At 33.1% G+C, this 19,858-nt stretch carries 17 protein-coding genes; 8 read left to right on the top strand and 9 right to left on the bottom strand.

All coding sequences use genetic code 11. The features are described from left to right. The first annotated feature begins 4 nt into the window (after positions 1 to 4). Together gap and G581_RS0104895 are read left to right on the top strand one after the other, a co-directional pair. Positions 5 to 1,009 (top strand): type I glyceraldehyde-3-phosphate dehydrogenase, encoded by a 1,005-nt coding sequence (gap, locus tag G581_RS0104900; RefSeq protein ID WP_028844858.1) that lies wholly within the window; start codon positions 5 to 7, stop codon positions 1,007 to 1,009. A gap of 9 nt (positions 1,010 to 1,018) precedes the next feature. Beyond that, complete coding sequence (locus G581_RS0104895; protein ID WP_051178880.1) at positions 1,019 to 2,233, top strand: phosphoglycerate kinase; 1,215 nt, start codon at positions 1,019 to 1,021, stop codon at positions 2,231 to 2,233. On the opposite strand, the gene speE is transcribed toward G581_RS0104895, so the two are convergent. From speE to G581_RS0104880, 3 genes are all read right to left on the bottom strand, one after another. Next, a complete protein-coding gene (gene speE, locus G581_RS0104890) occupies positions 2,234 to 3,133 on the bottom strand; it encodes a polyamine aminopropyltransferase (protein WP_028844856.1) in 900 nt (299 codons plus the stop codon). Beyond that, the gene (gene speD, locus G581_RS0104885; RefSeq protein WP_028844855.1) at positions 3,108 to 3,515 is read right to left on the bottom strand and encodes an adenosylmethionine decarboxylase; all 408 of its coding nucleotides are present in this window, start codon (positions 3,513 to 3,515) and stop codon (positions 3,108 to 3,110) included. Before speD ends, speE begins: the two co-directional genes overlap by 26 nt. A 176-nt stretch (positions 3,516 to 3,691) precedes the next feature. Continuing rightward, positions 3,692 to 5,482: a KUP/HAK/KT family potassium transporter gene (locus tag G581_RS0104880; RefSeq protein ID WP_028844854.1), complete on the bottom strand. Its 1,791-nt coding sequence runs from the start codon at positions 5,480 to 5,482 to the stop codon at positions 3,692 to 3,694. Between the two features lie 252 nt (positions 5,483 to 5,734). Between G581_RS0104880 and G581_RS0104875 the strand changes: the two genes are divergently transcribed. From G581_RS0104875 to G581_RS0104850, 6 genes are all read left to right on the top strand, one after another. Then, positions 5,735 to 7,636, top strand: coding sequence for a DUF294 nucleotidyltransferase-like domain-containing protein (locus tag G581_RS0104875; protein WP_028844853.1), 1,902 nt, complete (start codon positions 5,735 to 5,737; stop codon positions 7,634 to 7,636). Between the two features lie 3 nt (positions 7,637 to 7,639). Next, complete coding sequence (locus G581_RS0104870) at positions 7,640 to 8,326, top strand: 3'-5' exonuclease (RefSeq protein WP_028844852.1); 687 nt, start codon at positions 7,640 to 7,642, stop codon at positions 8,324 to 8,326. 13 nt (positions 8,327 to 8,339) lie between these two features. Continuing rightward, positions 8,340 to 8,639 (top strand): DUF485 domain-containing protein, encoded by a 300-nt coding sequence (locus G581_RS0104865; protein WP_028844851.1) that lies wholly within the window; start codon positions 8,340 to 8,342, stop codon positions 8,637 to 8,639. After that, positions 8,636 to 10,177 carry a sodium:solute symporter family transporter gene (locus G581_RS0104860; protein ID WP_028844850.1) on the top strand — a complete coding sequence of 514 codons (1,542 nt, stop codon included), beginning with the start codon at positions 8,636 to 8,638 and terminating at the stop codon, positions 10,175 to 10,177. Before G581_RS0104865 ends, G581_RS0104860 begins: the two co-directional genes overlap by 4 nt. Positions 10,178 to 10,211: 34 nt before the next feature. Further along, positions 10,212 to 12,179, top strand: a complete 1,968-nt coding sequence (acs, locus tag G581_RS0104855) for an acetate--CoA ligase (RefSeq protein ID WP_028844849.1) — start codon at positions 10,212 to 10,214, stop codon at positions 12,177 to 12,179. 280 nt (positions 12,180 to 12,459) lie between these two features. Beyond that, on the top strand, positions 12,460 to 13,875 hold the full coding sequence (locus tag G581_RS0104850; RefSeq protein WP_028844848.1) for a methyl-accepting chemotaxis protein: 1,416 nt from the start codon (positions 12,460 to 12,462) through the stop codon (positions 13,873 to 13,875). Here G581_RS0104850 and G581_RS0104845 read toward each other — a convergent pair. The 6 genes from G581_RS0104845 to G581_RS0104820 are packed head-to-tail and all read right to left on the bottom strand — an operon-like array spanning position 13,872 to position 19,858. Then, on the bottom strand, positions 13,872 to 16,109 hold the full coding sequence (locus tag G581_RS0104845) for a response regulator (RefSeq protein WP_028844847.1): 2,238 nt from the start codon (positions 16,107 to 16,109) through the stop codon (positions 13,872 to 13,874). The two genes, G581_RS0104850 and G581_RS0104845, sit on opposite strands and share 4 nt — an antisense overlap. After that, the gene (locus tag G581_RS0104840; protein WP_028844846.1) at positions 16,099 to 16,509 is read right to left on the bottom strand and encodes a chemotaxis protein CheW; all 411 of its coding nucleotides are present in this window, start codon (positions 16,507 to 16,509) and stop codon (positions 16,099 to 16,101) included. Before G581_RS0104840 ends, G581_RS0104845 begins: the two co-directional genes overlap by 11 nt. Further along, positions 16,494 to 16,859 carry a response regulator gene (locus G581_RS0104835; protein WP_028844845.1) on the bottom strand — a complete coding sequence of 122 codons (366 nt, stop codon included), beginning with the start codon at positions 16,857 to 16,859 and terminating at the stop codon, positions 16,494 to 16,496. Before G581_RS0104835 ends, G581_RS0104840 begins: the two co-directional genes overlap by 16 nt. Positions 16,860 to 16,906: 47 nt before the next feature. After that, a complete protein-coding gene (locus G581_RS11630; protein ID WP_051178878.1) occupies positions 16,907 to 18,166 on the bottom strand; it encodes a response regulator in 1,260 nt (419 codons plus the stop codon). Between the two features lie 10 nt (positions 18,167 to 18,176). Next, positions 18,177 to 19,307, bottom strand: coding sequence for a cache domain-containing protein (locus G581_RS0104825; RefSeq protein ID WP_028844844.1), 1,131 nt, complete (start codon positions 19,305 to 19,307; stop codon positions 18,177 to 18,179). Beyond that, positions 19,304 to 19,858, bottom strand: a complete 555-nt coding sequence (locus G581_RS0104820) for a DUF8082 domain-containing protein (RefSeq protein ID WP_028844843.1) — start codon at positions 19,856 to 19,858, stop codon at positions 19,304 to 19,306. Before G581_RS0104820 ends, G581_RS0104825 begins: the two co-directional genes overlap by 4 nt.

Raw genomic sequence — 19,858 nt, 5'->3', positions numbered from 1 at the left:
ATTTATGTCAATTAGAATTGCTATTAATGGATTTGGTAGAATTGGAAGACTCTTTTACCGGTCATGCTACGGTTATCCAGATATTGAAATTGTTGCAATTAATGACCTTACAGATGCTCATACTCTTGCACACCTACTTAAATATGATTCTGTTCATGGAACATTTCAATCTTCTGTAAAAGTTCAGGGAAATAATATCTTTGTGGACGGCAAAGAAATTCAGGTGTTTACTGAAACGTCTCCTGAAAGACTTCCATGGGCGGATTTGAAGATTGACGCGGTAGTTGAATCAACTGGTAAATTTACAGACAGGGCTGGAGCATCCAGACATATTCAGGCTGGAGCAAAATGGGTGATCATTACAGCACCGGCTAAAGAGGAAGATATAACTATTGTTATGGGCGTTAACCATCACTTACTTGATCCGTCAATTCATAAAATTATCTCCAATGCTTCATGTACCACAAACTGTCTTGCTCCTGTTGTTAAAATTCTTCATGAAAATTTCGGGATTGAAAGAGGATTTGCAACAACCGTTCATTCTTATACAAATGACCAGAGAATTCTTGATTTACCTCATAAAGATTTAAGACGTGCAAGAGCAGCTGCTGTATCAATGATTCCCACAACAACAGGTGCTGCCAAAGCTGTAGGCAAAGTGCTTCCAGAACTTAAAGGAAAACTTGACGGACTTGCAGTACGAGTTCCAACTCCCAATGTATCAATGGTTGACTTTGTAACTCAACTTAGTAAAGTTGCGACAGAAGTTGATATTAATGAAGCATTTAAAAAGGCTTCTAACGAATCTCTTAAAGGGATTTTACATTATGTTGAAGAACCTCTCGTCTCAATTGATTTTAATGATTCTTCTTACTCCTCTATTGTTGATTCTCTTCTTACAAAAGTCATAGAAGGTAAACTTGCCAAAGTAATATCATGGTATGACAATGAATATGGTTACAGTTGCAGGGTAAGAGACCTTGTTGTTTATTTAATGAAAAAAATTTAGGAGGATATGATGGCACCTTTTAATAACTCTTTTGACAAATTGACAATTGAAGATTTACCGATAAAATCAAAGAAAGTATTTATAAGAGCAGATTTTAATGTGCCTCTTGATGCGAATCTAGTGATAACAGATGACAGACGTATACGTTCAACCCTACCAACCATAAACTACGCAATTGATGAAGGAGCAAAAATAATTCTTGCTTCTCATCTTGACAGACCTAAGGGTAAAGTGGATCCCAAACTTTCTTTAGCTCCTGTTGCACGAAGACTTCAAAGGCTTCTTAATAAAGAAGTTTTTTTTGCACCTGACTGTATTGGACACCAGGTTGAAAGTCTTGTTTCCAAAATGAAAGAAGGAGATGTAGTGCTTCTTGAAAACTTAAGATTTCGTATTGAAGAAGAAAAAAACGATGAAAAATTCGCAAAGGCTCTAGCATCTCTTGCTGATTTCTATGTAAACGATGCTTTCGGTGCTTCTCATAGGGCCCATGCCTCTATTGTCGGTATTCCTAAATTTATTCCTTCTGCTGCTGGATTTTTACTTAAAAAAGAGATTGAATACTTAAAAGGAGCAGTGGAATCTCCAATAAGACCTTTTGTTGTAATCCTGGGAGGAGCAAAAGTTGGAGGTAAGATAGGAGTGCTTGAAAATCTTGCTGATAAAGCAGATAAAGTTATTGTCGGTGGAGGAATGGCTTTTACATTTATAAAAGCTATGGGATATGAAGTCGGTGATTCACTTATTGAGGCTGATATGATCGATTTTGCCACAAAAATAATGGAAAAGCTTCGACAGAACAAGGTTAAATTTTATCTTCCTGTTGATGTAGTAATTGCTCAAAGTATAAATCCTGGTGCTGAAACAAAAATTGTTCCTGTACAGGAAATACCACAGGGATGGCGTGGACTTGATATAGGTCCAGCTTCGGTAAGACTTTTTACCGAAGCTTTACATGATGCAAAAACTATTCTCTGGAATGGACCAATGGGAGTTTTTGAAATAGACGCTTTCTCAAGAGGTACATTTGCAATCGCACATGCTGTTGCTGATTCATATGCATTTACCATAGTTGGCGGTGGTGATACAGATTACGCAGTGCATAAAGCAGGAGTGAGCGATTCAATTTCATTTATATCAACAGGTGGCGGTGCTTCTCTACAACTTCTGGAAGGGAAAGAATTACCAGGGTTAGCTGTGCTTCCTTCTAAAAAGAAAGATTAATTAATAAAATGAAATGGGGCAGTCATCATGTATGACTACCCCTCCTTTTTGAATAGCTGTTTTAATGTGTTTTGGCAGATGAAACATTCCAATATGCGCATCCATATCATAAAATTTTAATCTATCTTGCATTGAAGAAAGTTTATCTTCTATCTTCTCAAAAGTTTTGTCTGCGCCTGCTTTTTTAGAAACAAGGACAAAACTCCATGGAGCAAAGAAAGAAGGAATATAAGTAAGATACGGAGCAACATAAGGGAATACATATTTTAGGGTGGTAACAATCGAAATAAAAACTCTCAAATTATTCACAGAGGCAGAGGCAGATTGAGTAACCATCATACCCGAGTCTGTAAGAGCTTCCTTGACTTTTTCATAAAATTCTATAGTATACAGAAGAAATGCCGGAGTATCCTCTGCCGGTTCAGGTAAATCCACTATAATTACATCAAAATGATTTTTTACCTTTTCAATATAAACTCTTGCATCATCTATAACTAACCTGACCCTCGGATCATCGAAAGCCCCACTGCTCCATTCTGGGAGATATTCTCTGGAAACTTTAATAACTGATTCATCAAGATCAACCATTACAACTTCATTAACCGGATATTTCAAGACTTCTCGTAAAGTAGCTCCTTCTCCTCCACCAGCAATTAAAACCCTCTGCGGATATTCATTTAATAGCATAACAGGATGAACCAGAGCTTCATGATAAATAAATTCATCAGCCTCTGAAGACTGCATTTTCCCATCAAGAAGAAGGCATCGTCCAAGATTACCAGACCGTATAACTTCAATTCTCTGATAAGGAGAAATATCTGAGTGTATTATCTCCTTAAGAGAATGAAATATAATCTCATCATCTGACGTTTGCTCAATATACCATTTGTAATTCTTCATGACATACCTTATGTGGTAGTTTCTCATTATGATGAGAGATTATGCCTCTTTTCATTTCCACTATTGACGGTTGCTTGCACTCAAATGCTTCTATAATATATTGAGCTGCAACTTCCGGTTTAATAGTCTCTCCACAGGTAAATACATCAACAGCGGCAAAACCATATTCTGGCCAAGTATGAATAGTTAAATGAGACTCTGCAATAACAACCACTCCACTAATACCAAATGGATTAAACTCATGGAAATTAACATTAACGATTGTTGCCTTGGCTTTTTTGGCAGCGTCTACCAGAATATTTTTAACACTTTCGAGATCTTTGAGGATCTCAGGATTGCAATTTTTTAACTCAATTAAAAGATGGGTCCCTAAAGCATACAATTTTCGACCTCCTCCCACAGAGATGAAAACAGGGACAAAGCCCCTGCAAACTTTATATATTAAAGTAAAAAAATTTTTTTTGTCAAACAAAATATTTATCTATAGAAAATCATCATTTTTTAAATTTTTCATATTTTTATTACTTAATTTTACTGTGCACTTCTTGAATAGATTAATTACATCTCAAGCCTTGTGAATACACCGTGCAGCTTTCTTGGTGGCAGGCGAAAAAAACTTATAAACGTGGGTGTTATTCTTTTTAAAAAAACAAAAAACTTCCATGGACCTTTTGCAATAATGTCTTCTAGACCATAAAATATTGTTCTTTCTTCTATGCCATTGTGTCTTAAAATTTCTTCAATATTTACAAATTCCATATAACCCATCTCTATTTGAAAAACTCTTATACCGAGGCAAAGATCGTCTTTGAAATATCCTGTTACTCCAAATGGATCAGGTCGTATAAATACAGATAAAAAGATATTATCTTCGTATATAATTCCATGATAAAACATCGTCTCAATAATATAGGGTGAAATTTTGTCTGTATCCCTTATAAAAAATATCGCTGTACCGGGTATTCTGGGAGATGTTTTATAAACTCTCTCAAATTTAATGATAAATTCATCGGCTGGCATAAACATCATATATCTATAAAGCCTTTTCTGACCTTGCGTATAAATCAATATTGTAAAAAAGGGGAATAAGCCAAGCATAATTGATAGGTATCCACCTGCAGGGATTTTATATAAAGTTGAACTGAAATATATAAAATCAACAACTGTTACAATAATAGCCGCCAAAACAGCTATATAGTTTCTTTTAAGAAAAAATATCGAAAGTAAAATTATGCCCGTGATACACATATCTGTTGTAACAGCAAAGCCGTATGCTGCAGCAAGATTTGATGAACTCTTGAAGTTTATCATAATAAAAATAACAGCTATAAGTAAAAGCCAGTTAATACTACCAATGTATATCTGAGATTTCAATTCTCTTGATGTGTAGTCAATTTTTAACATCGGTAGTATTCTCGTTGTTATTCCCTGATATACTATGGAAAACATCCCACTTATCATTGCCTGAGAAGCAATAACTGTGGCGAGCAAGCTTAAAACTAAAAATGGCACATAAAAAGAATGAAGAACATTTAATGCAAGTTCAAATAAAATATTTTTAACCTGAGGATTACTTAAAATAAAGGCACCTTGACCAAAATAGTTTATAATTAAACTAAAAAAAACCATTGTCCATGCTTTTCTTATGGGTTTTGACCCAAGATGCCCCATATCTGCATACATTGCCTCAGCACCTGTTGTACAGAGAATAACTTCTCCAAGGGTCAGATATCCTTTCCATCCATTATGCAGCAAAAAATCTACTGCATAGTATGGGTTTACTGCTTTAAGAACTACTGGATTTGATAAAATTGAAATCATACCTAAAACAAAAAGTGATACAAACCATATAAACATTATAGGACCAAAAGTGAAAGCAACTTTCTCAGTTCCATTTTTCTGAAAAATAAATAAAACAACAGCAATTACAATAGCAACTAAGACTATGGTAGTTTGTGAAATTCCTTCAAATCCATGAATAAATGATAACCCTTCAACAGCACTTAAAATACTTATTGCTGGAGTTATAACACCATCTCCCATTAAAAATGAAACTCCAACAAAAGCTAGAAGTGCAACAAGAGATTTTGCTTTATTAGACTTTGCAAGAGACTTGAATATCTCAGAAAGAACTATTGTTCCACCCTCTCCTCTTATACTCAGGCTCATTGCAAGCACATTGTATTGAAGAGTTGGCAGAATAATTAAAGTCCAGAAAACAAGACTTAAAACACCAAGAACATTTTCACTGGTAGGTTCAAGAATTAAAAAAGCTACAGTTAATGTATAGATAGGACTTGTTCCGATGTCTCCAAAAACAAGCCCGAGTGCTTTAATTATTCCTGTCATAAGCTGATAAATATATCATTTTTTATTATTAATTAGCAAAACTCTCTGAACTGCTGATAAATAATCATTTTTTCTAAAACAACTCTTTAATTCATTATAAAAAGCTTTAAAAAATTATTTTGGATTTATAATTTGTTACTTTTTTACACATTTTCTTGTTACCTTAAGTAATATGTATAAGATTTCACTGAATCTCATTACCGTAATTAGACACATTGTAATTATGGTATATATTTTGCTTTCTCTAAAAGCATGGTAAAAATCATAGAAGACATAATTGAGTTTTTTAAATCCATTCCGCCATTTGAGTTTTTAGCCAATGAAGTTATAAATTCCATAGCTGTAAAAACATCTATGGAATTTTACCCTAAAAACACGCATATCCTTCTTCAGGACAGTCTTCCAAGTGAGTTTCTTTATATTATAAAAAAAGGCGGAGTTAAAGTTTACAGAAGAGTAAACAATGAGGAAGTTATAATTGATTACAGAAGCGAAGGAGATTCTTTTGGATTTGTCTCTTTGATAAGCGGAGATAAATCAAGAGCAAATGTCGTAGCTATAGATGACACAATCTGTTATCTCATCTCAAAAGAAACAGTATTAACTCTTATGAACAGCTATCCAGAGATCAGAGACTTTTATTTAAAATCTTTTATGAATATATATCTTGATAAAAGATATATGGAAGAATCAGTTAAAAAGACTCTCACAGGCTCTGTTGATAAAATTCTTTTTACTACAACAGTAGAAGAAATCGGTTCTAAAAATGTTATTTCAATCCCTGAACATACCTCTATAAAAGAAGCAGCAACAATTATGTGCGAGAATGGAATAAGTTCTCTTATTGTCTTAAATTCTGAAGGTATTCCTGCTGGAATAATAACTGATAAAGATTTACGTCGAAAAGTTGTTGCAGCGGCAATGGATGTTAATGAACCAGTTAAAAATATTATGAGTTTTCCGATAATTAAAATTGACGCAAAAGATTATTGTTTTGAAGCCATTGTTAGGATGCTTAAATATAATATTCATCATCTTCTTGTAATAAAAAATGGGCAGATTGATGGAGTTATTACAAACCATGATATTATGATGCTTCAGGGCTTTTCACCAGTAACAATAGTAAGAGATATAGAGATACAGCAGAGCATTGATGGACTTATTAACGCATCCAAACAGATGACTAATATTGTTGGAAATCTACTTCACCAAGGTGCAAAGGCAAGCAATATTACAAGAATTATCACAGAGATTAATGACAGAATAGTTAGAAAAATCATTCAGTTTGCAGAGCGTGAGTTTGGACTTCCACCTGTTCCATACTGCTGGATTGCTCTTGGTTCAGAGGGAAGAAAAGAGCAAACCTTTAAAACTGATCAGGACAATGCATTAATATACGCTGATCCAGCATCGGAGCAAGAAGAATCAATAAAAAAATATTTTCTCGAATTTACAAATTACATTAAAGATAATCTCCTTAAATGTGGATTTCCACCATGTCCAGGAGATATTATGGCAAGTAACCCCAGATGGTGTCAGCCACTTAAAATGTGGAAAAAATATTTTTCACAATGGGTTTATGCTCCTAAGGGTGAATCTATAACTTTTTCAGCTATTTTTTTTGATTTTAGAGGTATTTATGGTGATCTATCACTTGAAGAGTCGTTAAGAGAATATCTTTTAACTATTATTAAAGACCAGAAAATCTTTCTTGGTTATCTTGCGAATCTTGCAGTGAAAAATCGTCCTCCACTTGGTTTCTTTAAAACATTTGTTGTTGAAAAAAGCGGTGAACATAAAGACAAGCTAAACTTAAAAATTAAAGGAATTGCGCCTATTATTGATATTGTGAGACTTTTCAGTCTGGAAAAAGGAGTACGAGAAACTTCAACTTTAGAAAGAATAGAGACACTTAAACATAAGCATGCTTTAGCAAAAGAATATGGAGAAGAACTTATTTATGCATTTGAGTTTTTGATGTTTCTTAGAATGAAACACCAGTATGAACAGGTAATTCAGGGAATGATGCCAGATAATTTTATAAATCCAGAAACTTTGAGTAATCTTGAAAAGAAACTGCTTAAAGATACCTTTCATCTTATATCAAAATTGCAGGATATTTTGATTGAAAGATATAAATTAATGATTATTTAACAAATGTTTTCAATATTTAAGAAACAAAAAATCAATAAATTTAAAGGATTATCAATTAATGAAACGGAATTTGTTGTTGTTGATACAGAACTAACAGGACTTCATGAAACAAAGGACACTATAATTTCTGTAGGATGTATAAAAATGAAAGGGAAAACAATAAAAATGGGAGAAATATTTTACAGAACAGTAAAACCAGAAAGTTTTTTAAAGAAAGACAGCATAATGATTCATGAGATTACCCCAACAGAACTTGAAAGCTGCCCTGACATTAAGCCAGTCCTCAGAGAGTACCTTTCATTTGTAAAAGATTTAATAGTAGTAGGATTTTGTGTATCAATTGATATTGTTTTTTTAAAAAAAGCCATTAATAAACATATCAATCAAATATACGAACCCATAGCGTTAGATACATTCGTTATCTATAGATGGCTTATTCAAAAAGGTTTATTACCTGAAAAATTTATTCAAAATAATTCTTTGCAAAGTGTTGCTTTATCACTTGGAGTTGAACCAAAAGAGTTACATGACGCACTTGCTGATGCATTTATAACTGCTCAAATATTTCAACGACTTATAAGTTTTCTTAGCGAACTAAATATTTACACTGTTCAAGAAATGCTGAACATAGGAAGTCCTGATATATCCGGATATATGGGAATTGCAAAAAAAGAAGTATATCAATTTTAAGGAGGGTATCACCATGGAAGAAGAAATTTTAAATTCAAAAGAATTTAAAAATCTTGTAAAAAGCAAAAACTTTATTTCTTTAATTCTAACTGTGCTTGAGTTAATTGTATATTTTGGGTTCATATTACTCATAGCTTATAACAGGGAGTTTCTAAATCAAAAAATTTATGGTCCTGTGACTGTTGGTATTCCACTGGGAATAGGTGTAATTGTTCTGTCATGGATTTTTACAGGAATTTATATTTTCTGGTCAAATAAAAAGTACGACCAGAAAATATCAGCACTTAAAGAAAAATTAGGAGGTCAATTATGACAACCACTGTTTTAGGGCAACCAACATTAACAGGTGTTTTTTTCTTTCTTTTATTTATATCCATAACTCTTTATATTACTTACCGGGCAGCTAAAAGAACAAGAACAACTACTGAGTTTTATGCTGCTGGAAGAAGTATAACCGGACTTCAGAATGGACTAGCTCTGGCTGGAGACTATATGTCTGCCGCAAGCTTCCTTGGCATAGCAGGATTAGTTTCCTTAAAAGGTTATGATGGTTTGATTTATGCAGTTGGCTGGCTTGTAGGATGGCCAATAGTAATGTTTCTAATTGCTGAACCGCTCAGAAATCTGGGTAAATATACATTTGCAGACGTTGTTGCCTACAGATTAAAACGTAGACCTATTAGAACAGCAGCTGCAACAGGAGCATTGATTACAGTACTTTTTTATCTTATTGCCCAGATGGTCGGTGCTGGTTCGTTAATAAAGCTCATGTTTGGACTTCCTTATGAACTGGCAATAATAATTGTAGGAAGTCTCATGATAGCCTATGTTCTTTTTGGTGGAATGCTTGCAACAACATGGGTTCAGATAATTAAAGCCTGTTTGCTTCTGGCTGGAGCCACTCTTTTAGTGTTTCTCACACTTTATAAATTTGGGTTTAATTACGTTGAGCTATTCTCAGTTGTAACTCAGCAATATGGTGAAAAATTTATTCAACCCGGCGGTTTAGTAACAAATCCGCTTGATGCCATATCTCTTGGAATAGCTTTAATGCTTGGAACAGCTGGATTACCGCATATTCTTATGAGATTTTACACCGTGCCTGATGCAAAGGAAGCGAGAAAATCAGTATTTTATGCAACAGGATTCATCGGATACTTTTACATACTTACATTCACTATTGGATTTGGAGCTGCAGCACTTGTCGGTAAGCAGATTATAACTAAAATTGACAACGGTGGAAATATGGCTGCTCCTCTATTAGCAGAAGCACTCGGTGGAGAGGTCTTTCTTGGTTTCTTAGCCGCTGTTTCATTTGCAACAATTCTTGCTGTAGTAGCAGGACTTACTCTCGCTGGAGCATCCGCTGTTTCTCATGATATTTATGCTGGAGTGGTGAAAAGAGAAAAAGCAAATGAAAAACAGGAAGTAAAGGCTGCTAAAATTGCAACACTATGTCTTGGTGTGCTGTCCATGATACTTGGAATAGTTTTTAAGGGACAGAATGTTGCCTTTATGGTGGGTCTTGCTTTCGCTGTTGCTGCATCTGCAAACTTTCCTGCTCTGTTAATGTCTATATTCTGGAAAAAATTCACAACTCAGGGAGCTGTATGGAGTATCTATACAGGACTTGTACTCAGTGTCATGCTAATCATTTTAAGTCCTACTGTATGGGTTGATATTTTTAAAAATTCTCATCCAGTATTTCCTCTTAAGAATCCAGCTATAATTTCCTTCTTTGCTTCTTTTGCTATTGGTATAGTTGTATCTTTATTTACTCAGGAGAAAGAAGCTGAAGCAAAGTATGAATCCGAAAAAATAAGATCTTATATTGGAGTCGGAGCAGAATAAATGTTAAAATTAATACAAAAAAGGAGGTTAAACTATGACTCAAGGTATGGATGTATTACTTAAAGAAGAGAGGGTTTTTCTTCCACCAAAAGAGCTTTCAGAGAAAGCTTATATTAAAAGTATGGCTGAATATGAAGCGCTCTACAAACGCTCTGTTGAAGATCCAGAGGGTTTCTGGGCAGAAATAGCAGAACAGAATATTACATGGTATAAAAAATGGGATAAAGTTTTAGATTATAACTTTGAAACACCTTATATAAACTGGTTTAAAAATGCTAAATTGAACGCTTCCTATAACTGTCTTGACCGCAATCTCGACTCATTAAGAAATAAAGCAGCCATTATCTGGGAAGCTGACGATGGAGAAGTAAAAACATACACTTACTGGCAGCTATACAGAGAAGTTAATAAATTTGCAAATGTGCTAAAAAAACTCGGGATTAAAAAAGGGGACAGAGTTTCAATCTATCTTCCAATGATTCCAGAGCTTCCAATTGCAATGCTTGCCTGTGCAAGAATTGGGGCAATTCACAGTGTTGTATTCGCAGGATTTTCAGCTCAATCACTAAGAGAAAGAATAAATGACTGCGGTGCAAAACTTCTCATTACAGCAAATCAAGGATTAAGAGGTGGAAGAATTGTCCAATTGAAATCAAACACTGATCAAGCAATTGAAGGAACTTCTACAATTGAAAAAGTTATTGTTGTAAAAAGAACTGCCAATTTTGTGGATATGGACCCTGAAAGAGACTACTGGTGGCATGACCTTATGAATGATTCTGATATTGAAACCTACTGTGAACCCGAACAAATGGATGCTGAAGACCCTTTATTTATACTTTATACGTCTGGGTCAACAGGAAAACCAAAAGGTGTTCTTCACACAACCGGTGGATACATGGTTTATACAAATATTACATTTAAACTTGCATTTGACTATAAACCAGAGGAAACATTTTTTTGCACCGCTGATATTGGCTGGGTAACAGGGCATAGTTATATTGTTTATGGACCTTTAAGTGCTGGTGCAACCTCATTAATGTTTGAAGGGGTTCCAACCTATCCAAACCCTGGAAGATTCTGGGAAATTGTAGAAAAACATCGAGTTAATATTTTTTATACTGCACCCACTGCCATTAGAGCATTGATGAGAGAAGGAGAAAAATGGCCATATCAATATGACCTTTCAAGTTTAAGAATTCTTGGCACAGTTGGTGAACCAATAAATCCTGAAGCATGGATGTGGTATTACAAGCATATAGGTAAAGAGCGTTGCCCTATTGTAGACACCTGGTGGCAGACAGAAACCGGCGGATTTATGATTACACCTCTGCCTGGTGCAACACCATTAAAACCAGGTTCAGCAACAAAACCATTTTTTGGTATAGTTCCAAGAGTACTTAAAGAGGATGGTTCTCCTGCTGGAGTTAATGAAGGTGGATATCTTGTCATAGAAAAACCATGGCCTGGAATGCTCAGAGGAACATGGGGAGACCCTGAAAACAAAAGAATTAAAGAAGTATATTTCTCTCGTTTTCCCGGCAAATACTTTACAGGTGATGGAGCAAGAGTCGACGAAGATGGTGATTACTGGTTAATGGGAAGAATTGATGATGTTATAAATGTATCCGGCCATAGAATTGGCACAGCAGAGGTTGAGTCAGCTTTAGTTGCCCATCCAGCGGTAGCTGAAGCTGCAGTAGTAGGATTTCCACATGAAATAAAAGGTGAAGGGATCTATGTTTATGTAGTGTTAAAAGAAGGATACGAACCATCAAGAGATTTAGAAAAATTATTAATTTCTCATATAAGACAGATGATAGGTCCTATTGCCACACCAGATAAAATTCAATTTGCAGGCGGGCTTCCAAAAACAAGAAGTGGCAAGATAATGAGAAGGATATTAAGAAAGATTGCCTCGGGTGCGTTGGAGGAACTTGGAGATACATCAACTCTTGCAGATCCTTCAGTTATTGAAGAACTTATTTCTGACAGAAAATAAAATTTCAAACATGGCGAGGTGACTTGCTTCACCTCGCCATTCTCATTAAATATCGATAGTATTACATCGTCTATAAAGGCATACCCGTGTATATTTTCTGCAGCATTTGAACACCTATATTATCAATCTTAATCATATAATTTTTGTGCAAATTAATAACATTTAACTGATATATATTCCAAATGTTAATTTTTAATACGTAAAAAAAGTTGACAATTTTACAAAGTTTTACTTATTTTATATAAAGTTTTAAAAATAACCTTAAATCAGGGGGATTAATATGCCTAAACAAACTGTTAAGAAAGAAAGTTCTCTTTATAGAAAATTTCTTATAATATTCGGTTTATCTATTATTCTATCAACAATTGTTCTTTTAGCAGGAATGATTATTACAGGGTATGATATTTATGGTGATGAATTTATTCTAAAAAAAATAGGAGTTATAAATACTATTATAAAATTTGGACCTGTTCTCGGAGTGTTTGCTCTTGTTTTAATTGTAATTTCTGTAGCTAACGTATTTTGGTTTAAAAAACATATAATATTGCCTATATCTGTTATTACAGAAGCTATTGAAGAAATAAGCAGGGGTAATTATGAAAAACAGGTTCAATTAAGAACAGGTGATGAATTTGAAAAAATTGCCAATGCATTTAATCAAATGATCAATAAATTTTCTACAATTATTCAGACAGAAGAAGAAAAGAAGGAAATGCAAAATAATATCATAAAATTCTTACAGATTATGACTTCAGCATCTGAAGGAGACCTCACACAGAGAGCAATGGTTACTCCAGATGCATTTGGTTCTCTAGCAGATGCTTTTAACCTCATGACAGATGGATTGAGTGAACTTGTTAAAGAAGCTAAAAATTCAGCAGATGATATAGGAGAGAAAAGCAGAATTCTTCATGAAATAATTCAAAAGCTTCAAAATGGTGCGCAGATACAACGACAGGAAATTGAAAGAATAGCATCACTCATTGAGGAAGCTTCAAGTATTGCAACTCAAACAAGCGAAAAAACCATTGTTGCCACTGATGTCTCAAAGGAAGCCCTGGATTCAATACTTAAAGGTCATGAAATTGTTACAGAAACAATTAATAGTATGCAGTTAATCAGAACAGCTGTGCAGGGAATAAACAGAAGAATGAAACTTCTTTCAGAAAGACTAATGGAAATAGGAACTATTTCAACTATAATCAGCGAAATTGCAAACAGAACAAATCTTCTTGCGTTGAATGCATCAATTGAAGCAGCAAGAGCCGGAGAAGAAGGAAAAGGGTTTGTCGTTATTGCAGAAGAAATCAGGACCCTCTCTGAAAGAACAGCTAAATCATCGAAAAATATTGCAGATATTATAACTGCAATTCAGGAAGAAGCAACTTCAGTTACAAAAAATCTAGAAGAAGAAACAAACTATGTAGAAATGGGAACAAATATAGTTACACAGACAACAGCAATATTTGAACAAATTGATTCAATCATAAAAAAGACCAGCCAGATTATAACTGAAATTAATGCTATAGCTCAAAAACAAAAAGAAATAACAGACAGCGAAGTTAATTCCGCTCAAAGAGTTAAGGAAGTTACAGATAATATATCTGAAATAACTGTTGAGCTTACAGATATCTCTCAATCACTTTCAAATACGTCTAAAGAACTTATTGATGTAACAGGAAGATTTAAGGTTTAATAGACATTAGTTTCGAGTTCAAATTTTGAAAGAATTTGGGATATCGTGCCTTCATCAAAAGGCTTAACAATAAATCCATCAGCACCGAGAGCTAATGCTTTTTCTTCATGCTTTTTTGTGCCTCGCGAAGTGAGCACAATTATAGGTACATCTTTAAATCTTGCATCTTTTCTTACTCTACTGATTAGTTCATATCCATGCATTACAGGCATTTCAAGGTCTGTTATCAATAAATCAATATTTTTATTTTCCATTAATTTAAGAGCTTCAGAGCCATCTTTGGCAACATATACTTTCAATTTTTTTGCTTCTAAAATATTTTGCAAAGCTTTTCTTACACTAATAGAATCATCTACCACAAGAACAGCACCTAAGTGTAAATACTGCTCTTGAATGGGTTGGTATTGGGCTGTAACTACAATATCTTCTTCGAATATTTTTAAAGGATCTACTACGTATCTGGGAATACCTCTACCTGATATAAAATAACCTGTATATTGAGTTAAACCTTCAAGAAATTTCCCAAAATTATTAACTGTTGCTTCCTCGTATCCTAATATATCATCCACAACCAGACCTTTTCTGGTTCCTGAAAAATTCAATAAAATTATATAACCCTTTTCAAGAGCTTTACTGTTTAAAGACAATGAAAATTCTGAAAAGAGTTTAACAGGGATATTTCTATTCTTATAATTAATATTTCGTTCTTCCATAACTTGTGGGAAATCTTCAATGGTTAAAATTTCATCAATATAATTGATAGGAATAGCAAAATCTAAGTCAGATGATCTGAACACAAGGAGATTGTTTACAGTTAATGATTGAGGAATTTTTATTGTAAATGTTGTTTCTTTATTCAGTTCTGAAGAAACTTCTATTGTACCTTTAAGTTTTAAAATTGTAGTTTTAACAATATTAAGTCCCATGCCCCTTCCACTCTGAAGGTCTATTTCATCTGAAGTTGAAAAACCCGAAGCAAATATATAAGACAAAATCTCGTCCTCTGGAAGGATAGAAGCATCTTTAGAAGAAATCAATCCTCTAACAATAGCAGTTTCTTTTACCTTTTCAATATCTATGCCTCTACCATCATCCTTAATATTAATAACTACATAGTTACCTTCTTTTTTAAGATTAATAGCTATATTACCTATTGGTTGTTTGCCTTTTCTAACTCTTTCTTCAGGAAATTCAATTCCATGTTTAATAGCATTACGAAGAATATGAAGAATTGGTTCATATAATGATTCAAAAACCGGCTTATCAATTTTTATTTCTGCTCCTTTAATTTCTATTTCAATATTTTTACCAATATCTTTCGCCGTATCCTTGATCGCTTCACATATTCTATGTAAAAGTTTTCCAATTGGTATCATTCTTATTTCAAGCAGACTGTCTTTCAAAAAACTAATCTCTCTTCCAAGAGACTTAAAGTTATAAGAAAGATTTTCAGAGAAAACAAGTAAAGAATTTATTCCATCTGTTATATCATTTGTTATTTCCTGAATTTTTCTTAAAAAAATATGATATTCATCATATCGATCAAATTCTAAGTCACTAAAATCAGTAAAGAAAATATCTGTTATTTTTTGTCCACTATCCTGTTGAGCCAACCAGTATCTATCAGAAAAATCAGCAATTTCTTTTAAAAGCCTTCTACTACTTTGTGAAATTTCTTCAACAATATTTAATAATTCTCGTTCTCTGTCTGTTATTGTATTTTTCTGGACAAGAACTTCGCCCAATGAAGTAAATATATGTTCAATTAGTCCAAGTTCAACCCTTACAGTATTGGTTATTGGCAAAACTTCAAAAGTTGTAGGTTCGTATTGTTTTACAGGCATCTCTTTGCTTGATAGAATATCATCAATTAATTCTATCAACTCTTGATCAATATTGCTTTTTTCTTCGCCTGTTTCATGTACTTCGTTTACAAGAGTAACAATTAAATTAATAATTTTTTTAATATGAGAAATTAAAGAGTTGTCAAAATTGAGTTCTTGGTTCAATAAAGCTTCGAAAAGGTCTTCAAGTTTATGAGATAATTCTGCAATTTTATCAAATTTAACTATAGATGCAGAACCCTTTAAAGTATGAGTTACCCTGAAAAGAGCTTCAATTGCCTCTTTATCGTATCCATTTTTTTCAAGTTCTTCAATCGCTTCGATTAGTGTATTAACACATTCATCAGCTTCTAAAAGAAAATATTTTATAAGCTCGGATTTATTGATCATTCCTATTTTCTGAATTTTTTTGAGAATTAACTTTCAATCGTTCAAATAACTGTTCAGGATCAATAAAATCTTCAACGACTATATCAGATTCAAAACTAACAAAAAATGGCGCAATATCAGATAAAATTCCTATTTGTTCATTTTTTACATCAATAACCAGTAATTTTTTATCAGAGTAATTTAATCTTTCAATATTATAAACTTTAGCTAAATCTATCGCAGGAATAATTTTACCTCTTACAGGTAAGGCACCGACTATATATTCAGGAGCTCCAGGAATTGGAAATATTCTAGTTATATCCAGGACCTGAACCACACTTTCCCTTGGGATAAGAAATTCTCTTTCTCCTATACCAAAAACACAGTAAAATTTTTCTGATTGTTTTATTTCTTCAGACATTTTTTTATAGCAACCAATAGATCTATTGGTTCAAAAGGTTTTATAATATACTCATCAGCACCCTGCATCTTACCCCAGAATTTATCAGCATCCTCACTTTTAGATGTTACAAGAATTACAGGTATATCTTTTGTCTCATCATTTTTCTTGATTTCTCTGCAAATCTGAAATCCATTTTTTTTGGGCATAACCACATCTAAAATTACGAGATCAAATTTTTCCTGCTTGAGTAAATTCTCTGCTTCTTCACCATCTTTTGCAAAAACTAGATTGTATTCCTTGTCTGAAAGAATGGATTCAATATATTTTGCATCTACATTAGAATCTTCAGCAATAAGGATCTTAACCATTTTCCTCTCCTCTCTATATAATTTTCATTATATCATTTTAATACTTTTTAAAAAAACTCTAAAGGATTATATTTCGTTCTATTCAAAATACAACTATCAGAAAACTGTTTTGATTCAAAAATAAAAGTACCATTTTTAGATTTTATTAAAGCAGATATCGCTTCACTGGTTATATTTTTTATTTCATCTTGAGGAAATTCATTGAGCAATTTAAACCCGAGTTTTCGTTTTTGTAAATCTGATATTCCATAGATAATCTGACCATCTACAAATAGAAATTCATAAACTATTCCCGTATCATGCACTCCGAAAAGACCTGTTAATTTATGTGAATTTATTAAAGCAAAAATTTCAGAAAGCTTAAATAATTTTAAATTTCCTGAAAGAACTAGAGATGGATCTTTTATTAAACCATATTTTTTCAAGATTTTTTCAACTGAAGCATCAAATGCGGAGATAAATCTTTCTGAGAACATATTAAGCTTGTTTTCAATTAATTTTTCTATTTCAGTTATATCATAAAATGATTTAACCACATCCTGTTTTGGTTCAGACACAACATCTTTAACATTTTCATGTAATGTTGGAATTTCTTCATCAAACTGTATAGAAGAAGTTTCTTCTATTTGTGATTGTAAGTCTTTAACATCTTCTATTTCATGTATTTTAGAAATTTCCGTGTCTTCAGAGATTTGTAACTCTGATTGCTCGGGCATTTCTATGCTATCTTTTATTTCTTGAGCTTTCAACTCACCTGTTAACTCTTCAGATACCTCTTCATTCAATTGAATTTCTTCAGGAATCTCTTGATCTGAAATTTGCAAAGATTCACCGTCTTCTAAAGATAAGATTTCTTCAACTTCAGAGCTATTCAAAGAAGAATCAATTTCTTCAAGTTCTTTTATCTCTTCTTCTTGCATTACATAACTCTCAGGAATTTTATGCAATGTTGATTTAACTTTCTCTACAAGATCTTCGGATTTAAAAGGTTTTATAAAGTAGTCTAAAACTTTATATTTTTCAATAAATGTCTGCCCTACTGTTTCACCTTTTCCTGTAATTAAAATAATTGGAACATCTTTAAGAGTTTCATGATCTCTTATAAGCTTACATAATTGAGAACCTGTCATTTTAGGCATTATAAAATCTACTAAGATAAGATCAGGTTTAACAGTTTCTGCAATTTTTAACCCTTCTTCTCCATTATTTGCTGTATAAACCTCGTATCCAGCTTCCTGTAAAGAAATTTCAGCTAATTTTCTTACAAGAGGGCTGTCATCTACTACTAAAATTTTTCCCTCTCCCATTTCTTACTCCTTATTCAAGAAGTTTTTTCATTGTAATACGCATCCTTTCAATCGCTTTGGCAAGTACGGCAATTTCTCCTCTGGCATTCTTAATTTCAATCTTTTGAGCTGTTTTACCCATTGATATTTCATCTGCAGTTTTCGTAAGTGTCACTATTGGATTTATAACATATTTATTCATGAAATAGCCGATAACAACAGCAATCAGCACCAGCATGAGTGCATACACAAACACATTTATACCAAGAATGGTGAAAATTCTTGCAGGAGTAAGAATTCTCTCTTTAATAATATACATAAAACCAACAGTTTTACCGGAGAAATCTTTAAAAGGAGTATAAACAACAGCATAGTCTTTTCCAAATTTAGAAACATACTCTATATAATACTTTTCTTTAGACTGTGCAGCTTCTTTTAAAGCCGATTCAGAAATAAATAATTTCGGATCTTTAGCAGTAAAATAAATAGGAACAAATTCACCAAAACGTTCCTTTATATCTTGCAGTCCAGGCCATTTTTGTAGTGGCTGTTGGTATAGAACAACTCCTAAATCTGCATTTATAGCTTTTTTAATCTGTTCAAATTCTGTTTTTAATCCTCCACCAAAATCAACACTTCCAACATAATTATCTTTATAAAATACAGGTTCTACACCTCTTAATCCAACTCCGCCAACCCCGAGCTCAAGTCCTCTTACACCTTTTTTAGTTTTTTCTACTTGAAGCACCGTTTCACGAAATGTTGAAAGGTCATCTCCAAAACGAGCAAGGTCATGAAGCCTAACAAGAGAGGTTGCAGGAGGTATTTGGAGATGAAATTGAGCAAGTCCAAAATTTTCATGTAAATAATTGAAAGTCGGAAGCAATTTATCTATTAAACGATTCCTATCTTTTTTGCTGAGAGTTTCCTGAATATCTGGCATATTAGCAACCAACGCAGCCATCTGTTGATAATGAATTCCCGCGGTCTCAATAAAAAATTGAGCTGTGTTAATAGATGATTCAATACTCTGCGCTTCCTCCTTTTGTAAAATATTTATCTGACTTAGGTAGTTGAAAACAACCAATATGCTCATACCTATAATTAAAATTGCCAAAAGAGGCAAAGCTATTCCTGTTTTTAATCCAAGTTCTATTTTCATCTATATACCTCCAGTAATTTATTTGCTTCAATTAAAAACTCTCGCCTTCCGGAAGAGTCTTCTATTTCATCTTTTAACATATCAATCAGTTTCAGAAAATCCTCCTTTGAAGGAGGAGAAGAAGGCATCCATTTTTCCTGAATTGTTTTTTCTATAAGTTTACCCCCTATAGGACCAATTTGTTTAATTAAAGCTATTTTTAGTCCTTCTTTTACTTTTCCAAAATCCGCTGAAGGAGACATAGCTTCAGTTATATTAATAAATTTATTCATATCGCGTAGCATTTCAATAATTTTTTCAGTTGAAGGGATATCATCACTCGTCATATCAACAGTAATCATGGGAATAAAGTTACATTGTTCGGTTTCTTTAGAAAGAAGTTCATTAATACACTGCGCACCTTTTTTAAATCCAAAAGATATATGATAAATATCTCCATTTTTGAAATAAAATTTTATAAGATTTTTCTCTGAGTTAAGAACTATTGAAAGAAATCCTGTACTTTTATTTTCGAATAAACTTTCAATGATATCAGCAAGATTTTTTTTCAT

Origin of the sequence: Thermodesulfovibrio thiophilus DSM 17215, from assembly GCF_000423865.1 — a bacterium.
GTDB lineage: Bacteria > Nitrospirota > Thermodesulfovibrionia > Thermodesulfovibrionales > Thermodesulfovibrionaceae > Thermodesulfovibrio > Thermodesulfovibrio thiophilus.
Note: the sequence above shows the minus strand (reverse complement) of the source record. Positions and strands in the feature narration are given on the sequence as shown.

Coding starts and splice junctions, on each gene's coding strand:
- gap (WP_028844858.1), top strand. CDS start 5: ATGTCAATTAGAATTGCTATTAATGGATTTGGTAGAATTGGAAGACTC.
- G581_RS0104895 (WP_051178880.1), top strand. CDS start 1,019: ATGGCACCTTTTAATAACTCTTTTGACAAATTGACAATTGAAGATTTA.
- speE (WP_028844856.1), bottom strand. CDS start 3,133: ATGAAGAATTACAAATGGTATATTGAGCAAACGTCAGATGATGAGATT.
- G581_RS0104880 (WP_028844854.1), bottom strand. CDS start 5,482: ATGACAGGAATAATTAAAGCACTCGGGCTTGTTTTTGGAGACATCGGA.
- G581_RS0104875 (WP_028844853.1), top strand. CDS start 5,735: ATGGTAAAAATCATAGAAGACATAATTGAGTTTTTTAAATCCATTCCG.
- G581_RS0104870 (WP_028844852.1), top strand. CDS start 7,640: ATGTTTTCAATATTTAAGAAACAAAAAATCAATAAATTTAAAGGATTA.
- G581_RS0104865 (WP_028844851.1), top strand. CDS start 8,340: ATGGAAGAAGAAATTTTAAATTCAAAAGAATTTAAAAATCTTGTAAAA.
- G581_RS0104860 (WP_028844850.1), top strand. CDS start 8,636: ATGACAACCACTGTTTTAGGGCAACCAACATTAACAGGTGTTTTTTTC.
- acs (WP_028844849.1), top strand. CDS start 10,212: ATGACTCAAGGTATGGATGTATTACTTAAAGAAGAGAGGGTTTTTCTT.
- G581_RS0104850 (WP_028844848.1), top strand. CDS start 12,460: ATGCCTAAACAAACTGTTAAGAAAGAAAGTTCTCTTTATAGAAAATTT.
- G581_RS0104845 (WP_028844847.1), bottom strand. CDS start 16,109: ATGATCAATAAATCCGAGCTTATAAAATATTTTCTTTTAGAAGCTGAT.
- G581_RS0104840 (WP_028844846.1), bottom strand. CDS start 16,509: ATGTCTGAAGAAATAAAACAATCAGAAAAATTTTACTGTGTTTTTGGT.
- G581_RS0104835 (WP_028844845.1), bottom strand. CDS start 16,859: ATGGTTAAGATCCTTATTGCTGAAGATTCTAATGTAGATGCAAAATAT.
- G581_RS11630 (WP_051178878.1), bottom strand. CDS start 18,166: ATGGGAGAGGGAAAAATTTTAGTAGTAGATGACAGCCCTCTTGTAAGA.
- G581_RS0104825 (WP_028844844.1), bottom strand. CDS start 19,307: ATGAAAATAGAACTTGGATTAAAAACAGGAATAGCTTTGCCTCTTTTG.
- G581_RS0104820 (WP_028844843.1), bottom strand. CDS start 19,858: ATGAAAAAAAATCTTGCTGATATCATTGAAAGTTTATTCGAAAATAAA.